This is a genomic window from Enterobacter cloacae complex sp. CDL013, from assembly GCF_049238805.1.
Lineage (GTDB): Bacteria > Pseudomonadota > Gammaproteobacteria > Enterobacterales > Enterobacteriaceae > Enterobacter > Enterobacter hormaechei_C.
In genome coordinates, this window is sequence record NZ_JBMKGT010000007.1 from 141,622 (window position 1) to 159,527 (window position 17,906).

19 protein-coding genes are annotated in these 17,906 nt (G+C 57.5%); 13 read left to right on the forward strand and 6 right to left on the reverse strand.

What is annotated here, in order from left to right; genetic code table 11:
• Positions 1-48: 48 nt before the first annotated feature.
• The 8 genes from ACOTXD_RS15780 (at position 49) to zinT (ending at position 8,057) form a co-directional block, all read left to right on the forward strand.
• Positions 49-459: a rhodanese-like domain-containing protein gene (locus ACOTXD_RS15780; RefSeq protein ID WP_003857206.1), complete on the forward strand. Its 411-nt coding sequence runs from the start codon at positions 49-51 to the stop codon at positions 457-459.
• Between the two features lie 156 nt (positions 460-615).
• A complete protein-coding gene (locus ACOTXD_RS15785; protein ID WP_023314139.1) occupies positions 616-1,719 on the forward strand; it encodes a cobalamin-independent methionine synthase II family protein in 1,104 nt (367 codons plus the stop codon).
• A 200-nt stretch (positions 1,720-1,919) separates the two neighbouring features.
• Positions 1,920-3,191 carry an urea ABC transporter substrate-binding protein gene (urtA, locus tag ACOTXD_RS15790; RefSeq protein ID WP_061856117.1) on the forward strand — a complete coding sequence of 424 codons (1,272 nt, stop codon included), beginning with the start codon at positions 1,920-1,922 and terminating at the stop codon, positions 3,189-3,191.
• Positions 3,192-3,213: 22 nt separating this feature from the next.
• Positions 3,214-4,788 carry an urea ABC transporter permease subunit UrtB gene (urtB, locus tag ACOTXD_RS15795; RefSeq protein ID WP_023324641.1) on the forward strand — a complete coding sequence of 525 codons (1,575 nt, stop codon included), beginning with the start codon at positions 3,214-3,216 and terminating at the stop codon, positions 4,786-4,788.
• Positions 4,788-5,861: an urea ABC transporter permease subunit UrtC gene (gene urtC, locus ACOTXD_RS15800; RefSeq protein WP_421766457.1), complete on the forward strand. Its 1,074-nt coding sequence runs from the start codon at positions 4,788-4,790 to the stop codon at positions 5,859-5,861. The genes urtB and urtC overlap by 1 nt, the downstream gene beginning before the upstream one ends.
• Positions 5,861-6,658: an urea ABC transporter ATP-binding protein UrtD gene (gene urtD / locus ACOTXD_RS15805; RefSeq protein ID WP_015570541.1), complete on the forward strand. Its 798-nt coding sequence runs from the start codon at positions 5,861-5,863 to the stop codon at positions 6,656-6,658. The genes urtC and urtD overlap by 1 nt, the downstream gene beginning before the upstream one ends.
• Positions 6,659-6,667: 9 nt before the next feature.
• The gene (gene urtE / locus ACOTXD_RS15810; protein ID WP_059294158.1) at positions 6,668-7,366 is read left to right on the forward strand and encodes an urea ABC transporter ATP-binding subunit UrtE; all 699 of its coding nucleotides are present in this window, start codon (positions 6,668-6,670) and stop codon (positions 7,364-7,366) included.
• A gap of 52 nt (positions 7,367-7,418) precedes the next feature.
• Positions 7,419-8,057 (forward strand): metal-binding protein ZinT, encoded by a 639-nt coding sequence (zinT, locus tag ACOTXD_RS15815; RefSeq protein ID WP_003857190.1) that lies wholly within the window; start codon positions 7,419-7,421, stop codon positions 8,055-8,057.
• A 46-nt stretch (positions 8,058-8,103) separates the two neighbouring features.
• Here zinT and ydeE read toward each other — a convergent pair whose 3' ends face one another.
• Entirely contained in the window at positions 8,104-9,321 is a 1,218-nt protein-coding gene (gene ydeE / locus ACOTXD_RS15820) for an efflux MFS transporter YdeE (RefSeq protein WP_003857189.1), read from the reverse strand.
• Between the two features lie 193 nt (positions 9,322-9,514).
• Here ydeE and eamA point away from each other — a divergent pair, with 193 nt between their 5' ends.
• Positions 9,515-10,414, forward strand: a complete 900-nt coding sequence (eamA, locus tag ACOTXD_RS15825; protein ID WP_032658384.1) for an O-acetylserine/cysteine exporter — start codon at positions 9,515-9,517, stop codon at positions 10,412-10,414.
• Positions 10,415-10,452: 38 nt separating this feature from the next.
• Here the strand turns inward: eamA and marB are convergent, their stop codons facing one another.
• Genes marB through marR form a run of 3 tightly spaced genes read right to left on the reverse strand, consistent with a single transcriptional unit; the run spans position 10,453 to position 11,536 of the window.
• Positions 10,453-10,668, reverse strand: a complete 216-nt coding sequence (marB, locus tag ACOTXD_RS15830) for a multiple antibiotic resistance protein MarB (protein ID WP_003857184.1) — start codon at positions 10,666-10,668, stop codon at positions 10,453-10,455.
• A gap of 32 nt (positions 10,669-10,700) precedes the next feature.
• Positions 10,701-11,081: an MDR efflux pump AcrAB transcriptional activator MarA gene (marA, locus tag ACOTXD_RS15835; RefSeq protein WP_001303241.1), complete on the reverse strand. Its 381-nt coding sequence runs from the start codon at positions 11,079-11,081 to the stop codon at positions 10,701-10,703.
• Positions 11,082-11,101: 20 nt separating this feature from the next.
• Positions 11,102-11,536 carry a multiple antibiotic resistance transcriptional regulator MarR gene (gene marR / locus ACOTXD_RS15840; protein ID WP_023314145.1) on the reverse strand — a complete coding sequence of 145 codons (435 nt, stop codon included), beginning with the start codon at positions 11,534-11,536 and terminating at the stop codon, positions 11,102-11,104.
• A 256-nt stretch (positions 11,537-11,792) separates the two neighbouring features.
• On the opposite strand from marR, the gene ACOTXD_RS15845 reads away from it, so the two are divergent.
• A complete protein-coding gene (locus ACOTXD_RS15845; RefSeq protein WP_003857180.1) occupies positions 11,793-12,458 on the forward strand; it encodes a MarC family NAAT transporter in 666 nt (221 codons plus the stop codon).
• Between the two features lie 43 nt (positions 12,459-12,501).
• On the opposite strand, the gene ACOTXD_RS15850 is transcribed toward ACOTXD_RS15845, so the two are convergent.
• On the reverse strand, positions 12,502-13,698 hold the full coding sequence (locus ACOTXD_RS15850; protein ID WP_126501220.1) for a sugar transporter: 1,197 nt from the start codon (positions 13,696-13,698) through the stop codon (positions 12,502-12,504).
• A gap of 176 nt (positions 13,699-13,874) precedes the next feature.
• Here ACOTXD_RS15850 and ACOTXD_RS15855 point away from each other — a divergent pair, with 176 nt between their 5' ends.
• Together ACOTXD_RS15855 and ACOTXD_RS15860 are read left to right on the forward strand one after the other, a co-directional pair.
• Positions 13,875-14,663: a PhzF family phenazine biosynthesis protein gene (locus tag ACOTXD_RS15855; protein WP_045349925.1), complete on the forward strand. Its 789-nt coding sequence runs from the start codon at positions 13,875-13,877 to the stop codon at positions 14,661-14,663.
• Positions 14,664-14,685: 22 nt separating this feature from the next.
• Positions 14,686-15,498 (forward strand): PhzF family phenazine biosynthesis protein, encoded by an 813-nt coding sequence (locus tag ACOTXD_RS15860; protein WP_061856115.1) that lies wholly within the window; start codon positions 14,686-14,688, stop codon positions 15,496-15,498.
• Here ACOTXD_RS15860 and ptrR read toward each other — a convergent pair.
• On the reverse strand, positions 15,495-16,373 hold the full coding sequence (ptrR, locus tag ACOTXD_RS15865) for a putrescine utilization regulator PtrR (RefSeq protein WP_061856114.1): 879 nt from the start codon (positions 16,371-16,373) through the stop codon (positions 15,495-15,497). The genes ACOTXD_RS15860 and ptrR overlap by 4 nt on opposite strands.
• Positions 16,374-16,472: 99 nt before the next feature.
• Between ptrR and sad the strand changes: the two genes are divergently transcribed.
• Complete coding sequence (gene sad / locus ACOTXD_RS15870; protein WP_023324648.1) at positions 16,473-17,855, forward strand: succinate-semialdehyde dehydrogenase; 1,383 nt, start codon at positions 16,473-16,475, stop codon at positions 17,853-17,855.
• Positions 17,856-17,906 lie beyond the last annotated feature (51 nt).

Here is a 17,906-nt window from a genome sequence, read left to right on the forward strand (position 1 = left end):
TAAGGGATAGAGTAGTGTTAACACAAACACCACAAATGAGGAAGATTCATGAGCTATGTTACTGAATTTCCGGCTGCTGAGCCGCAGGAAGCCGTGGGGCATTTTCTGCGTCGTCTGAGCGTCGAGACGGACTGCGCCGATGTCCATCACGCGGTATCCAGCGGTGAGCAGGACTTTGTTCTGCTGCACGTTGTCGGGAAGCCTGAACATTTTGCCCGGCGGCATCTGCCCGGCGCGCTGCATTTACCCTGGAGCCAGATCACCGCCGAGCGGATGACAGCGTGGCCAGAGGGCACGCTGTTTGTCGTCTATTGTGCAGGCCCGCACTGCAACGGGGCGGACAGGGCGGCGCTGAAGCTGGCGCGTCTGGGTCTGCCGGTTAAGATTATGCTCGGGGGCATGACCGGCTGGGAAGATGAGCGGTTCGCGTTTGCAGGATCTTCATCGCCCGCCCTGTGAACATGAATTTATTTCATCACAGATGAAATTTTCTCGTTTGTCGGCGGCGAGCCGGTATGACATCTTTTTAGGACGTTTAGACATCCAGAAGTCTAAATGTTCAAGAGATGAATTATCACTGTGGGCAATTAACGCCGACAGACAGAGGAGATTTCCATGCAGCGACACCACGCCCCGTACCGCGCCGATGTAGTCGGCAGTTTTTTACGCCCGGACTCTGTTAAACAGGCCCGTCTGCAATTTGCCAGCGGTGAGATCGATGCCGGTCAGCTTCGCGCGGTTGAGGACGAGGCCATTCGCCATGTTGTCGAACAGCAGTGCGCCTGCGGTCTGCATGTGGTAACGGACGGTGAATTCCGCCGCGCCTGGTGGCACTTTGACTTCTTTGACGGGCTACAGGGCGTAGAGCGTTATGATTCGCAGCAGGGCATTCAGTTCAACGGGGTGCAGACCAAAGCCCACGGCGTGCGCGTAACGGGCAAACTGGGCTTCGGCGATCATCCTATGCTGGAAGATTTTCGCTACCTCAAAAGCATCAGCGGTAACGCACAGCCGAAGATGACCATTCCGAGCCCGAGCGTGCTGCACTTCCGCGGTGGCCGCAAGGATATTGATGCCACGGTCTACCCGGATCTGAAGGATTACTTTGACGATCTGGCGACAACCTGGCGCGATGCCATTCGGGCCTTTTACGATGCAGGCTGCCGCTATCTGCAACTGGATGATACCGTCTGGGCCTACCTTTGTTCAGAAGACCAGCGCCGCCAGATCCGCGAGCGCGGTGATGATGCAGACGAACTTGCCCGAACCTATGCCCGGGTGCTGAATAAGGCGCTGGAGGGCAAACCGGACGACCTGACCATCGGGCTGCACGTCTGCCGCGGCAACTTCCGCTCAACCTGGATTTCCGAAGGCGGCTATGAGCCGGTGGCGGAGGTGCTGTTCGGCACGGTGAACGTCGACGCGTTCTTCCTGGAGTACGACAACGACCGTAGCGGCGACTTCGCGCCACTGCGTTTTGTGCGCCCGGGTAAACAGCAGGTGGTACTGGGGCTGATCACCACCAAGCACGGTGAACTGGAGAACCCGGAAGGGGTGAAAGCGCGTCTGGAAGAGGCTGCGCGCTACGTGGCGAAAGAGCAGATTTGCCTCAGCCCGCAGTGCGGATTTGCCTCCACGGAAGAGGGTAACAGCCTGAGCGAAGCCCAGCAGTGGGATAAAATTCGCCTGGTGACGCAAATCGCCAGCGACGTCTGGTAACGCCGTTCACAGCGCTGCATTATTACAGTGCAGCGCTGTACCATTCTGAGTCGTTTACCGTAAATCCTCTCTTCGAACCCGTTTAAATCCTGCCTCTGCAACCTGGCACCCTTTTTGCTCTCCTGAAACTGACGTTACTTTTTCTGCGTCCGGGCGGTAACGGACGTCTTCGCACAGCTTTCTTTTTCAGGAGTGAAAATATGCACCGTCGTACCTTTATAAAAGCGTTCGCCTTGTCCGCCACCGTGGTCGCCATGGGGGTCAGTTTTGGCGTCCAGGCCGCAGAGACCATTAAAGTCGGGATCATGCACTCACTCTCCGGCACGATGGCCATTTCAGAAACGCCCCTGAAAGATGTCGCCCTGATGACCATCGATGAAATTAACGCCAAAGGCGGCGTGCTCGGGAAAAAGCTGGAGCCGGTGGTGGTTGACCCGGCCTCCAACTGGCCGCTGTTTGCCGAAAAGGCCCGCCAGCTTCTGAGCCAGGATAAGGTCGCCGTGGTGTTTGGCTGCTGGACCTCCGTATCGCGTAAATCGGTTCTGCCGGTTTTTGAGGAGCTGAACGGTTTGCTGTTCTATCCGGTGCAGTACGAAGGTGAAGAGATGTCACCTAACGTCTTCTATACCGGCGCGGCGCCTAACCAGCAGGCGATCCCGGCGGTGGAGTACCTGATGAGCGAGGACGGCGGCAGCGCGAAACGCTTCTTCCTGCTGGGAACGGACTACGTTTACCCGCGCACCACGAACAAGATCCTGCGCGCCTTCCTGCACTCGAAAGGCGTGGAAGATAAAGATATTGAAGAGGTCTACACCCCATTTGGTCATAGCGATTACCAGACCATCGTCGCCAGTATCAAGAAATTCTCTGCGGGCGGTAAAACGGCGGTGGTCTCCACCATCAACGGTGATTCCAACGTGCCTTTCTATAAAGAGCTGGCGAACCAGGGGCTGAAAGCCACGGACGTGCCGGTTGTGGCGTTCTCGGTGGGCGAGGAGGAACTGCGCGGCATTGATACCAAACCGCTGGTGGGTAACCTGGCGGCGTGGAACTACTTTGAATCCGTCGATAACCCGACCAACCAGACCTTTGTCGCGGCCTACAAAGCCTACGCGAAAGCCCATCAGCTGCCGAATGCCGATACCGTCGTCACCAACGATCCGATGGAAGCGACCTACGTCGGCCTGCATATGTGGGCGCAGGCGGTTGAAAAAGCGGGGACAACCGACGTGGACAAAGTGCGCGCGGCAATGGCGGGCCAGTCGTTCAACGCGCCGTCCGGCTTTACGCTGACCATGGATGCCACCAACCACCACCTGCATAAGCCCGTCATGATTGGTGAAATCGAAGGCAACGGCCAGTTCAACGTCGTCTGGCAAACCGAACAGCCGGTACGCGCTCAGCCGTGGAGCCCGTTTATCGCCGGGAATGACAAAAAACCTGACCAGCCGATGAAAACCGCCAGCAACTAAGCCACCACCAGGGAGAGACGTCATGAACGCCATACGCATGATGATTGCGATTGTGTGGCTTACCGGACTGCTGCCAGGGATGGCGCAGGCATCGGATGCCGATGATTTCGTTGCCGCTAGCCGCAGCCAGCAAACCGCCATGCTGACCCGCTGGGCAGCCACGCCGGAACCTGCACGTTTGCCGCTGCTTAAAGCGCTGCAACAAGAGAACCTCTACACCGACAGCCAGAAGAAGGCTTTTACCCGCATCGACGGTGAAATGGTGGCCCTGGGCGCGGCAAAGAGCGCCGAAGGAACGACCAAAGCCGTGCGACTGACCAACCGGCTGCGCGTGTTAACCGTCACGGCGCTGGCGACGCATCAGCTTGTCAGTGACAGTGTCACCGAAAGACGTCATGCCGCGCGGCAGCTTCAGCGTGACGCCCAGCCGGATATGCTCGGGTTTCTGCAACAGCGGGCTAATCGCGAAACGGACGACGTCACCCGACAGTCGCTGAGGCTGGCGCTGGCAAATCTTCAGCTGGCGAGTCCGCAGGCGGAAACGCGCCTTAACGCGGTTGAACTGCTGGGACAGTCTGACGATCCGGACGTGCAGGCCACGCTGACGCCATTCACCCGGGCGCAAACCGAGCCGGACGCACGGGTACGTGCCGCCGCCGCTGAGAGCCTGGACCGTATTCAGCACCGGCTGATGTGGGGCGAACTGCTGGGGCAGGCCTTCATGGGCCTGTCGTTGGGATCGGTACTCTTGCTGGCCGCGCTCGGGCTGGCTATCACCTATGGTCTGCTGGGGGTGATTAACATGGCCCACGGCGAAATGCTGATGCTCGGGGCGTATGCCACCTGGATGGTGCAGCAGGTTATGGCGCAGTGGATGCCTCAGTGGCTGGCGCTCTATCCGGTGGTGGCGCTGCCGGTGGCGTTTTGCCTGACGGCAGGTATCGGGATGGTGCTGGAGCGCACGGTGATCCGCCATCTGTATGGCCGCCCGCTGGAAACCCTGCTCGCCACCTGGGGGATCAGCCTGATGCTTATCCAGCTGGTGCGCATGACCTTTGGCGCTCAGAACCTTGAGGTCGCAAACCCGGCCTGGCTGTCCGGCGGGGTGCAGGTTTTCGCCAACCTGACGCTGCCGTGGAACCGTATTGTGGTGCTCGGGTTTGTGTTGCTGGTGCTGTTCTTCACCTGGCTCATTCTGAATAAAACGCGTCTGGGGCTGAACGTGCGGGCGGTGACGCAAAACCGCAGCATGGCGGCCTGCTGCGGCGTCCCCACCGGACGGGTAGATATGCTGGCGTTTGGCCTCGGGTCCGGCATTGCCGGGCTGGGCGGCGTGGCGTTGTCCCAGCTGGGGAACGTGGGACCGGAGCTGGGCCAGGGATACATCATTGATTCGTTCCTGGTGGTGGTGCTCGGCGGCGTCGGCCAGCTGGCCGGTAGCGTCGCGGCGGCCTTTGGTCTGGGGATCTTCAATAAAATTCTTGAACCGCAGATGGGCGCCGTGCTGGGCAAGATCCTGATTCTGGTGGCGATCATTCTGTTTATCCAGAAACGTCCGCAGGGGTTATTCGCACTTAAAGGGAGGGTGACAGACTGATGAGCCAGCTATTGACCTTAACACTGGCGCGCAGGGCACCGCGCACCGCGCAAATCTTCGGCAGTCTGCTGGTTGCGGCGCTGCTGGTGCTGCCTTTTCTCGCGCTGTTGCCCGCCACCCATCCGCTGGCCGTTTCCACGTGGATGTTGACGCTCATCGGCAAGATCCTCTGCTACGCGGTGGTCGCCGTGGCCCTCGATCTGGTCTGGGGCTATGCCGGTATGCTCTCGCTGGGGCACGGCATATTCTTCGCCCTGGGCGGCTATGCGATGGGCATGTACCTGATGCGCCAGGCGGCCGGAGACGGGCTGCCCGCGTTTATGTCGTTTCTCTCGTGGAGCGAACTGCCCTGGTTCTGGTGGGGAACGCAGCATTTTGCCTGGGCACTGGTGTTAATTGTGACGATACCCGGCCTGCTGGCGCTGGTCTTCGGCTGGTTTGCTTTCCGCTCGAAGATCAAAGGGGTCTATTTCTCCATCATGACCCAGGCGCTGACCTATGCGGGCATGCTGCTGTTCTTTCGCAACGAAACCGGCTTTGGCGGCAATAACGGCTTTACCGGCTTTACCACGCTGCTCGGATTTTCCGTCACGGCGACCACCACGCGGATCGCGCTGTTTCTCGCAACGGTCGTGCTGCTGCTTCTGGCCCTGGGCACAGGCTACGCGCTGGCGAAGAGTAAATTTGGCCGCATTTTAACGGCGGTGCGCGATGCGGAAAACCGTCTCACGTTCTGCGGCTACGATCCGCGCGGCTTCAAGCTGCTGGTCTGGACGCTTTCCGCCGTGCTGTGTGGCCTGGCGGGGGCGCTGTACGTTCCGCAGGTGGGCATTATCAACCCGGGTGAAATGTCGCCAACCAACTCGATTGAAGCGGCCATCTGGGTAGCGCTGGGCGGGCGCGGCACTCTGGTGGGCCCGGTGATTGGCGCGGCGCTGGTCAACGGTGCGAAGAGCTTTTTCACCGTGGCGATGCCGGAGTACTGGCAGCTGTTTCTGGGGCTGATTTTCATCGCCGTGACGCTGTTTTTACCGCGCGGCGTGTTCGGTCTGTTTCGTAAGGGAGAGAATTAATGCAGCCCTCTGAAGGACTCTTTACCCGCCAGCTACCGGGCGACCGTTACCGCGAGCAGACCGATCCGGTGTTGCAGCTCGAGGCCATTAACGTCAGTTTCGACGGTTTTCAGGCGTTGACCGATCTCTCGCTGAATATCGGCGTCGGAGAATTGCGCTGCATCATTGGCCCTAACGGAGCCGGTAAAACCACGCTGATGGACGTGATCACCGGCAAAACCCGGCCAAAAAGCGGGAAAGCTATTTACGATCAGTCCATCGATCTGACTGCCCTGGAACCGGCGGCCATCGCCCGTCAGGGCATTGGCCGTAAGTTCCAGAAGCCGACCGTGTTTGAAGCGTTGACCGTAGGGGAAAACCTCGAAATCGCCATGAAAGCCGACAGGTCCGTCTGGGCGAGCCTGCGGGCCACGCTCAGCGGCGAGCAGCGCGACCGCATTGATGAGATGCTGGTTTTGCTGCGGCTTGGCAGCGAGCGCGATCGCCGTGCCGGACTGCTTTCCCACGGACAGAAGCAGTTTCTGGAGATCGGCATGCTGCTGGTGCAGGACCCGCACCTGTTGCTGCTGGACGAACCCGCCGCCGGTATGACCGACGCAGAGACGGAATACACAGCCGAGCTGTTCCGAACCCTGGCAGGCAAGCATTCGCTGATGGTGGTTGAGCACGATATGGGCTTCGTCGAGACCATCGCCGACCACGTCACGGTGCTGCATCAGGGGCGGGTACTGGCGGAAGGTTCGCTTCGCGAGGTACAGGCCAATGAACAGGTAATTGACGTCTATCTGGGACGTTAAGGAGAGGGGATGTTACAGGTTTGCGAACTGAATCAGTACTACGGCGGAAGTCATATTCTGCGCGGGGTGAGCTTTGAGGCGGTCGTCGGGGAAGTTACCTGCCTGCTGGGGCGCAACGGGGTGGGCAAAACCACGCTGCTGAGGTGCCTGATGGGGCTGATCCCGGTGAAAGCCGGGGAGGTCGTCTGGCAGGGAAAGACCATCACTCACAGTAAACCGCACCAGCGAGTGCAGTCCGGCGTGGCGTATGTTCCGCAGGGGCGGGAGATTTTTCCGCGTCTGACCGTAGAAGAAAACCTGCTGATGGGGCTGTCGCGCTTCTCAGCGGGAAACGCAAGAAGCGTACCGGAGGAGATTTGGCAGCTTTTCCCGGTGCTGAAGGAGATGAAGCACCGACGCGGAGGCGATCTTTCCGGTGGTCAGCAACAGCAGCTGGCGATTGGTCGCGCGCTGGCGAGCCGTCCACAGTTACTGATTCTGGATGAACCCACGGAAGGTATTCAGCCGTCGGTGATTAAAGAGATTGGGCAGGTGATCCGCAGCCTGGCGAACCGGGGGGATATGGCGATCCTGCTGGTGGAGCAATTTTATGATTTTGCGGCAGAGCTGGCCGACAGCTATCTGGTGATGTCGCGCGGCAGCATCGTCCAGCAGGGGCGCGGGGAGAATATGGAGCAGGAGGGCGTTCGCGGGCTGGTTGCGATCTGAAATGTTATAATATAACATCCCTGTTCTTATAAAACGGAATGAGGATTTTGCTGTGGCTGCACAACCTGGAAAAATTGCGCTGACTTTGGGAACGCTGCTGGTAAGCGGCTCGCTTTTTGCCCATTCGCACGGTCATCAGATGACGGAGGCGGAACAGAAGGCGGCAAACGGCGTCTTTGAGGATAAAGACGTCAGGGACAGGAAGCTGTCTGACTGGGACGGAACCTGGCAGTCTGTTTACCCGTTCCTGCTTGATGGTTCGCTGGATCCGGTTTTCGAAAAGAAAGCGCAGAAGGGAGAAAAATCTGCTGCCGAGGTGAAGGCCTACTACCGCAAGGGTTACGCGACGGACGTGGACGCCATCGGCATTGAAAACAACGTGATGGAATTCCACCGAGGCAAAACGGTGAGCAGCTGCCGCTACGACTACAGCGGCTACAAAATTCTGACCTATGCGTCGGGGAAAAAAGGTGTGCGCTACCTGTTTGAATGTAAGGATAACGCGAGCGAGGCGCCTAAGTTTGTGCAGTTCAGCGACCATATCATCGGGCCGAAAGCCTCTTCACACTTCCATATCTTTATGGGCAACACCTCCCACGAGGCGCTGCTGAAAGAGATGGATAACTGGCCGACCTACTACCCGAATGAGATGTACAAAGAGCAGGTGGTGGAGGAGATGTTGCACCACTAAGGTGTTGGTTTTGCCGGGGGGCGGCTTCGCCTTACCCGGCCTGGGATTAGGGTTTTCCAGGTCGGGTAAGCGCAGCGCTACTCGACACGCTATCTTCACTTTTCACGCGCATCCCGCGCAATATCATCAGCCAGGCCGCAATGATGGCGGCCATCATAATGATAAATAATGACCAGTGCGGCAGATGGGTCAGGATGAGCCCGGTGATCATCGGGTTCGCCGCCGCGCCCAGCCAGCCCAGCGCTTGTGCGGAGAAGTAGCTCGCCTTCATGCCCGGCGGGGCGATATTGTCGATCAGCATGTATTCACCCGGTGCATAAATAACCTCACCCAGGGTGAAAATCGCTGCCGCGATCCCCCAGTAAATCAGGTTCTCGCCGGAAAGCATAAACCCCCCCAGCCCGAGGATGAAAAAAAGCGTCGCGGCGGTCATTAGCGGACGGATATTGCTGGCGGTGATCTTCCGTCCAAGCGCATATTGCAGGGTGACGACCACCGCCGCGTTGACGGGCAGCACAACGGCCACCACCTTTTCTGCGAAATCACTGTCCGCATGTGCGGCGAGGACATACTGGGAAATGCAGGTGGCGAACGATCCACCCACATACGACGCCAGCAGCCCGGAAAGCGTGTACCAGAACAGCGCCCGGTCTTTCAGCAGCACCGAGGGTTGCCATGGCATTTTCTCCTCAGGGCTGTCCGAGGCTATGCTTTTCTGCACAAAGAAATGGATAAACCCGAGCGGCAGTGCGGCGCAGAAGGCCGCCAGCCAGAACGGCAGTTGCAGGCTGTACATCACAAGCAGGGTGCCGATCGGCGGCCCGATCGTCCAGCCGATGTTCAGGAAACTGTAGTTGAGTGAGAAAACGCGCGCCTTTTCGCTGGAGGTCAGCACGTCGGCAAACCATGCTTTCAGCACCGTTGAGAAGACGGAATAGGCGCAGTTAATCAGGGCAAAGAACAGCACTACCAGCGTCACGTTATTCACCAGCGGAATGGCCACAAACCCGGCGATAAAGGCGACGATGGCGATCAGCATATAGCGTTTTTTGTCGAATTTATCCGCCAGGATGCCAAACCCCAGGCTAAACACCACGCCAATGGTCAACGCCACGGTAAGGGCATAGCCAATATTCTCCACGCTCATATCGTACACGCGTGTAAGATATATGGTCATAAAGGGCAGCGTTGCCCCGCGGCCAATTGTTAATAACAATGACGATGCCAGCAGCGCTGCGGTTGAGCGCCTGATTGATGGTTTCATTTTCCTGCCCGACAAATACTTATGCTTTTTTTGTTGTGTTATTACAGGATTATCATGGGATCGGCAGCTTGTATAGCACCCAATTTATCCGCAAGTGCTTCTCTTCAGTACCAGAATTAATGATCTTCTCGCGGGGCTATTTTTTCTGTTACCTTGAAGTGTTTACAAAATTTTAATATTTCAGGGGCGGAAAATGACGCGGAAAGACGGGCTGTTAGCGTTGCTGGTTGTCGTGGCGTGGGGACTCAATTTTGTGGTCATCAAAATGGGGTTGCACAACATGCCTCCACTGATGCTGGCGGGTCTGCGCTTCCTGCTGGTGGCGTTTCCGGCGCTGCTGTTCGTCGCCCGCCCGAAAATTCCCCTCAAGCTGCTGCTGGGCTACGGCCTCACCATCAGCTTTGGTCAGTTTGCGTTTCTTTTTTGCGCTATTAAATTCGGTATGCCTGCGGGCCTGGCTTCGCTGGTGCTTCAGGTGCAGGCGTTCTTTACCATCATTCTCGGCGCGTTTGTCTTTGGCGAACGCTTGCAGGGCAAGCAGCTGGCGGGCATTAGCCTTGCGGTCTTTGGCGTGCTGGTGCTGATTGAAGGCAGCCTCAACGGTCAGCATGTCGCGCTGCTGGGCTTTATGCTCACCCTGGCGGCGGGGCTGAGCTGGGCGTGCGGCAATATCTTTAACAAGCTGATAATGCAGCACGAGGCGCGTCCGGCGGTCTTATCGCTGGTGGTCTGGAGCGCGTTGATCCCCATCGTGCCGTTTATGGCCGCGTCATTTATTCTGGAGGGGCCGCAGGCGATGCTGAAAAGCCTGGTGGAGATCGACCTGACGACTATTTTGTCGCTGATCTACCTGGCGTTCGTTGCCTCAATCATTGGCTATGGTATCTGGGGATCGCTGCTCGGACGCTATGAAACCTGGCGCGTGGCGCCGTTATCGCTGCTGGTACCGGTGGTCGGGCTTGCCAGCGCCGCACTGTTGCTGGATGAAACGCTTAGCGCGCTGCAATTGTGTGGCGCAGGGCTGATTATGGCCGGGCTGTATATCAACGTCTTTGGCTTGCGGGTGCGTCGGGCGACGCGGGTGCAGAGTTAAGGCAGAAAAAAGCCCCGCATTAGCGGGGCAAAAACGAATTACAGGTCGTGGTTGTAATACGGCACGCCTAATTCGTCGGATTTGTCGCTGCCAGCGCCCATGTGATTGAAGTCCCAGGGCGACTGGTTTTGCGTGGACGGCATAATCATGGTGTCGCGATTATTTTGCTGACCCGCACTGGGGGTTTGCTCCGCGAAGCTCTGGCCGGAAACCAGCACCAGCAAGGTGAGGGCGGCGGAGGCGATAAATTTCATGATTTCCTCGGTTACGTCTTAACAGGCGATGATTAACTGCAATGTTTTAGTGGATACAGATAACGGGATTCACCCGGCATACTGGTAATACGGTACTTATGAGGCGGCACGTCAAAGTAGTTCTTGAACGTACGCGTCAGGGTTTGTTGCGATTCAAATCCGTAACGTTCCGCCAGATAGAGGATCGGCTCATTGCTTTCTTTCAGTTTTTGGGCAATCTCCGTCAGCTTGCGGCTGCGAATATATTGTCCTAATGAATGGCCGGTCTCTTTTTTAAACATCCGTTGCAGGTGCCATTTTGAGTAACCTGAACGCTCAGACACTTTCTCAAGGGAGAGCGGAGATTCCAGGTTATCTTCGATCCAGTCCAAAATGCTATGAATGGTGATAGCGTCAGTATTGCGTCTGGACATCGTCATACCTCTTTTTCTGTTTACGGCAGGATTTTCTTGAGTAAGAGCTCAAGCGTTGCCACTTCATCTGCCGATAAGTTTTTTGTCAGTTCCTGGTGCAGTGTTTGTCCTACTAATTGATGACATTGCTCACACATGGCCGCGCCATCGCTGGTCAGTTTCACCAGTACGCCACGTTTGTCATTTGGGTTAGGGCTTCGTTCTACCCATCCTTTACAGACGAGACGATCCAGCATGCGGGTTAACGCACCCAGATCGACAGAGAGCACCTTTTTCAGCTCAACCGGCGTGATACACACTTCGCAGCGAATGGAACACAGCACTTTAAACTGTGTTGCGGTGATATCCAGCGGTGACAGATAGTCATTGAGCAGGCGATCTTTTTTCTGATTAACCATATGAATAAGACGACCCAGTGGGATTATGTCGTTAAAGAGGTCACTGGTGCTTTTCACAATGGTTGCCCTGGCAAGTAGTTTAGTCACGGCAGATATTATTGCTCAGGCAAGTATAAGTCAACTGAATGAATCGGCCGATGCCACGAAATGCTAAAACGCTTCAGGAACTCATTCTGTACGCTTTTAAATCATACAGATAATCTGGGGTTATGAATTACGCGAGACAATTATGGTTACGCTGCGCGGATGGCTACGGACGAGGATTTGCCCCTATAATTGCGATGTTGAATAAGGATAAGGACTGCGGTGCATTATGTTGGATTTGATTAAAGCAGTGGGGCTTGGGCTGGTGGTGTTGCTGCCGCTGGCGAACCCGTTAACGACGGTGGCGCTTTTTCTGGGGCTGGCGGGGAACATGAACAGCGCGGAGCGCAATCAGCAGTCGATGATGGCCTCTGTGTACGTCTTTGCCATAATGATGGTGGCTTATTACGCCGGGCAACTGGTGATGAATACCTTTGGTATTTCGATTCCCGGTCTGCGTATCGCTGGCGGGCTGATCGTGGCCTTTATTGGTTTCCGGATGCTGTTCCCGGCGCACAAAGCGCACGAATCCCCGGAAGCCAAAAGCAAATCGGAGGAGCTTGAAAGCGAACCGAGCGCCAACATCGCGTTTGTGCCGTTAGCCATGCCGAGCACGGCAGGGCCGGGAACGATTGCGATGATCATCAGTTCCGCCTCAACGGTGCGTGATGGGTCGACATTTCCGCACTGGGTTATCACCGTTGCGCCGCCGATCATTTTTGCGCTTATTGCCATTATTGTCTGGGGGTCATTGCGCAGTTCCGGGGCGATTATGCGCTGGGTGGGCAAGGGGGGGATTGAAGCTATCTCCCGTCTGATGGGCTTCCTGCTGGTCTGTATGGGCGTGCAGTTTATTATTAACGGCGTGCTGGAGATTGTTAAGACGTATCATTGAGAACGTTGCCGGGTAAGCGCAGAGCCACCCGGCACAACAAACGTCAACCGTGGCTGGTCTGTTCTTCCATCGCGACCGGCCATTTACGGAAGATAAGCATCGACCAGATCAGCGCGATCAGCGCCGGAATCGCCCCGAGATAGCCAATGGCCGACATCGATACATGCAGGCTGATCTGATTGCCCACCAGCGCACCGGCGCCAATCCCCAGATTAAAAATCCCGGAGAAGAGCGACATCGCTACGTCCGTGGCGTCCGGGGCCAGCGCCAGCACTTTGACCTGCATTCCCAGACCAATAATCATGATCGCCACGCCCCAGAACAGACTGAGGATCGCCAGATGACTCTCGCTGCCTGCCGCAGGCATCAGTAACAGCAGACATGCCAGCAGCAGGCCAATCGCACTGCTTACAAGCGCAGACGCATGCTGATTGCCCAGCTTCCCGAACAGGATGCTGCCGATAATCCCCGCGCCGCCCAGGATCAGCAGCAAAACGGTGGCAAAGTTAGCGCTAAAGCCCGCCACAACCTGAACAAACGGCTCAATATAGCTGTAGGCCGTGTAATGGGCGGTCACCACAATCACGGTCAGCAAATAGATGCTCATCAGCGCCGGTCGACGCATCAGCAGCGGAAGACTTTTCAGCGAGCCGGAGTGTTCGCTGGGCAGTTTTGGCAGCAGTTTGATCAGACACACCAGGGTGATCAGCGCCCCCATGCCGATGGCAAAGAAGGTGGTGCGCCAGCCGAAGTATTGGCCCACAATGCGCCCGATCGGCAGGCCTAACACCATCGCCAGCGCCGTTCCGGTGGCAATCAGGCTCAGCGCCTGGGCGCGTTTCCCCGCCGGGGCCAGACGAATGGCGAGCGATGCGGTGATCGACCAGAAAACGGCATGGGCAAACGCGATGCCGACGCGGCTGATGACCAGCACGGTGAAGTTCCATGCCATAAATGACAGCACATGGCTGGCAATGAACACCACAAACAGCCCAATCAGCAGCTTACGACGTTCCATCTGGCTGGTCAGCAGCATAAACGGCAGCGACATCAGCGCTACCCCCCATGCATAGATGGTCAGCATAATGCCAACCTGTGCCGTTTCCATATGGAAGCTGGCTGCAATGTCGGACAGCAGCCCAACCGGAACAAATTCCGTGGTGTTGAAAATAAACGCTGCGATGGCGAGCGTGACCACGCGTAGCCACGCGACCCTGCGGGAAACCGTGTGTGTTGTCATAGGGATATCTGGGATTCGTTGCCTGAAAGATGAGGAGACGATCTTAAAGCCTTAAACGGCGAAAACTCAACCGTTATGTGATATGAATCACAAAATTTACCTTCATGCAGCGGTAGCGAACGCGGTTGTTTTCATTGAAGATAAAGAACAACACAACAAAAACAGGCGGTAACACAATGCAGGAGATTGATTTTTATCTGGTAGATGCGTTCAGCGCGTCCTCCTTTGGCGGCAACCCGGCGGCGGTGTGCCCCCTCGACGCGTGGCTACCGGATGAGACGTTACTGCGGATGGCACAACAGCATAACCAGTCGGAAACCGCGTTTTTTGTGTGTACCAAAGGGGGGATCGAGTTGCGCTGGTTCACCACGCTAACCGAGGTTAATCTGTGTGGTCACGCGACGCTTGCCGCGGCGTATATTCTGTTTAACGAACTGGATTATCCGGACTCACGCCTTCATTTTGACACTGCCTCTGGTCGCCTGACCGTCAGCCGTGAAGGTGACTGGATGACGCTGGACTTCCCGGCCTGCCCGACGCAGGCGCAGACGCCGCCACCGGAGTTGCTCACCGCACTCGGTATCACCCGCTACGTCGAGGCGCGAAAAGGCCGCGCCTGGGTGCTGGTACTGGAGAGCCGCGAGCAGGTGGAAGCCATTAATCCGGATTTCTCCGCCATGACGCCGGGGGAGCATAAAGTGGCCGTCACCGCCCGGGACGAAGGAGAATACGACTTTATCAGTCGTTTCTTCTCGCCGGGCGTGGCCGTGCCGGAAGATCCTGTCACCGGCTCCGCGCACACCATGCTGATCCCTTACTGGAGTGCACGGCTTGGCAAAACACAGATGTTTGCCCGCCAGGTTTCCGCCCGTGGAGGAGACGTACGCTGCGAACTCAAGGGCGACCGCGTGCGGATGGGCGGGCAGGCGGCGCTGTATCTGAAGGGCACAGTATTTCTGCGCTGAATAAATCTAAGAGGAACCAACGATGCAGGAAATTGATTTTTATCTGGTAGATGCTTTCAGCGACAGGGCGTTCGGCGGCAATGCGGCGGCGGTGTGTCCGCTGGAAGCGTGGCTACCGGATGAGACGCTGCTGAAGATGGCGAAGCAGCATAATCAGTCAGAGACGGCGTTTTTTGTCCGAACGGATAACGGGTTTGAGCTGCGCTGGTTTACCACGCAGGATGAAATTAACCTCTGTGGCCACGCAACCCTCGCGGCTTCTCAGGTTATTTTTGAATACCTGGATTATCCGCATACGGAAATCACCTTCACCACGCGCTTTGTCGGCGAACTGACGGTACAACGCAGCGGCGACTGGCTGACGCTTAATTTCCCGGCGTGGTCAACCGAGGTTGTCGATACTCCACCCCCAGTGCTGTTCAGCGCGCTGGGCATTAACGCGACAAACGAGGTCCGTGTGGGGCGTGACTACATGGTGGTGCTCGACAGCCAGCGGCAGGTGGAGGCGCTGACGCCGGATATCACTGCCATGCTCCCGCTGGGGAAAATGGTCTGCGTTACAGCGCCGGGAGATGAGTATGATTTCGTCAGCCGCTTCTTCTGCCCGGGGGAAGGGGTGCCGGAGGATCCGGTGACGGGATCAGCTCACAGCATGCTGATCCCGTACTGGAGCGAAAAGCTTGGTAAAACGCAGATGTCGGCCCGCCAGGTCTCCTTGCGCGGCGGGGATCTGCGCTGCGAGCTGAAAGGCGACCGCGTGCTGATTGGCGGGCAGGCCACGCTGTATATGAAGGGAAAAATTTTCCTTCGACTCCAGGACTACGTTCAACTTTAACAACTGGGCGCAGGTGGCTGACGCTCGTTCAGCAGCGCGATAAATGCCTCCAGCTGGCGAGTCATCGCCCCGCGTCGCCACACCAGCCAGGTGGTGAGCCAGCGCCAGTTTTCCGCCAGCGGCCACGCCGCCACCTGATGATGCCCCGGCATGCTCTCCAGCATGGAGCGGGGCATCAGCGCAATGCCTGCCCCGGCAATCACACAGGCGAGCATCCCGTGGTAGGACTCCATCTCATGGATCCTTCCCGGCGTTACGCGGTCGGCATGGAACCAGCTCTCCAGATGACGCCGGTAAGAACAGTTGGCGCGAAAGGCATACACGTCGCTGCCGCTCACCTGCGTGGCTTTTGACACTTCCGCGTGGCCCGCAGGGGTGACCAGCATCATCTCTTCCCGGTAAACCGGCATTCCTTCCAGTTCCGGGTGCGAGAGCGGCCCGTCGACAAAGGCGGCGCTAAGCGTCCCTTCAAGCACGCCGTCAATCATCGTACCGGAAGGCCCGGTGGATAACGCAAACTGAATGCGCGGATGGCGCTGGTTAAACCGCGCCAGACTTTCCGGAATGCGCACGGCGGCGGTACTTTCCAGCGCGCCGAGCGAGAATAATCCCTGCGGTTCATCCCCGGCGACGACCATTCGCGCTTCGTCGACCAGCGCCAGGATCTGCTTGCTGTAGCGCAAAAAATTGTGCCCGGCGGGGGAAAGCCGCAGGCGCTGATTCTCGCGAATAAACAGCTCCACGCCGAGATCCGCTTCTAGCTGTCGGATGCGGGTGGTGAGGTTTGACGGCACCCGGTGTACCTTCTGCGCCGCCTGGGTAATGCTGCCGGTCAGTGCGACGGCGTTAAACATCTCAAGCTGTGTTAAGTCCATACCGTTCTCGATTCGTGAATAAGGTGGTGAGTATTATTCATTTTTAAGAAATAGCAGAGTAGGCCACAATCAATCAACTGTTATTACGTGGAGAACATCATGACGTATTCATCTGCTACCCATGCCCACTCTGTCAACCCGGCCACCGGCGAAACGCTGGCTGCTTACCCGTGGGCAACGTCCCGTGACGTTGAGCGTGCCATTGCACAGGCGGATACCGGTTTTCGTCAATGGCGACGCGAAAGCGTGGCGCACCGGGCGCAAAAACTTCGCGATCTGGGTGCGGCACTGCGTAGCCGTGCGGAAGAGATGGCGCAGACTATCTCCCGGGAGATGGGCAAGCCCATTGTGCAGGCGCGTGCGGAGGTGGCTAAGTCCGCCAGCCTTTGCGACTGGTACGCTGAACACGGCCCGTCGATGCTGCACCCGGAATCAACCCAGGTCGAAAATGCGGTGATTGAGTACCGTCCGCTGGGACCTATTCTTGCGGTGATGCCGTGGAATTTCCCGCTCTGGCAGGTGCTGCGCGGTGCGGTGCCGATCCTGCTGGCAGGGAACAGCTATCTGCTTAAACATGCGCCTAATGTGCTCGGCTCGGCGGAGCTGATCGGGAAGGTATTCGCGGATGCCGGTTTCCCGGAGGGGGTCTTTGGCTGGGTGAACGCGACGAATGACGGCGTCAGCCAGGCGATTAACGATCGGCGTATCGCGGCGGTGACCGTAACCGGCAGCGTTCGGGCTGGTGCGGCAATTGGCGCGCAGGCGGGCGCGGCGCTGAAGAAATGCGTGCTGGAGCTGGGCGGTTCCGATCCGTTTATCGTTCTGAACGATGCGGATCTTGATCTGGCCGTCAACGCGGCGGTGGCCGGACGTTATCAGAATACCGGACAGGTTTGTGCGGCGGCAAAACGCTTTATTGTGGAAGCGGGCGTAGCGGACGCCTTTACCCAACGCTTTGTTGACGCGGTCAAGGCGCTGAAGATGGGCGCACCGGATGAGGAAGATAACTATATTGGCCCGATGGCGCGATTTGATCTTCGCGATGAACTGCATCAGCAGGTGCAGGCTACGCTGGCGGAAGGGGCGACCCTGCTGCTCGGCGGAGAGAAGCTTGCCGGGAGCGGTAACTATTATGCGCCAACCGTACTCGGCGGCGTCACCCGACAGATGACGGCCTTCCGTCAGGAGCTGTTTGGCCCGGTGGCCGCGATTACCGTCGCCAATGATGCGGCGCACGCGTTGCAGCTGGCTAACGACAGCGATTTTGGCTTATCGGCGACGGTCTTTACCGCGAACGATGCGCTGGCTGAAACCTTCTCTCGCGAGCTGGAGTGCGGCGGAGTCTTTATCAACGGCTATAGCGCAAGCGATGCGCGCGTTGCCTTTGGCGGAGTGAAGAAGAGCGGCTTCGGGCGAGAGCTATCTCATTTCGGTCTGCATGAGTTCTGTAATGTGCAGACGGTGTGGAAGGATCGCATCTAATATTGTTGCCGGGTAAGGCCAGGCCGCTACCCGGCAGTTCACGTTTCCTGT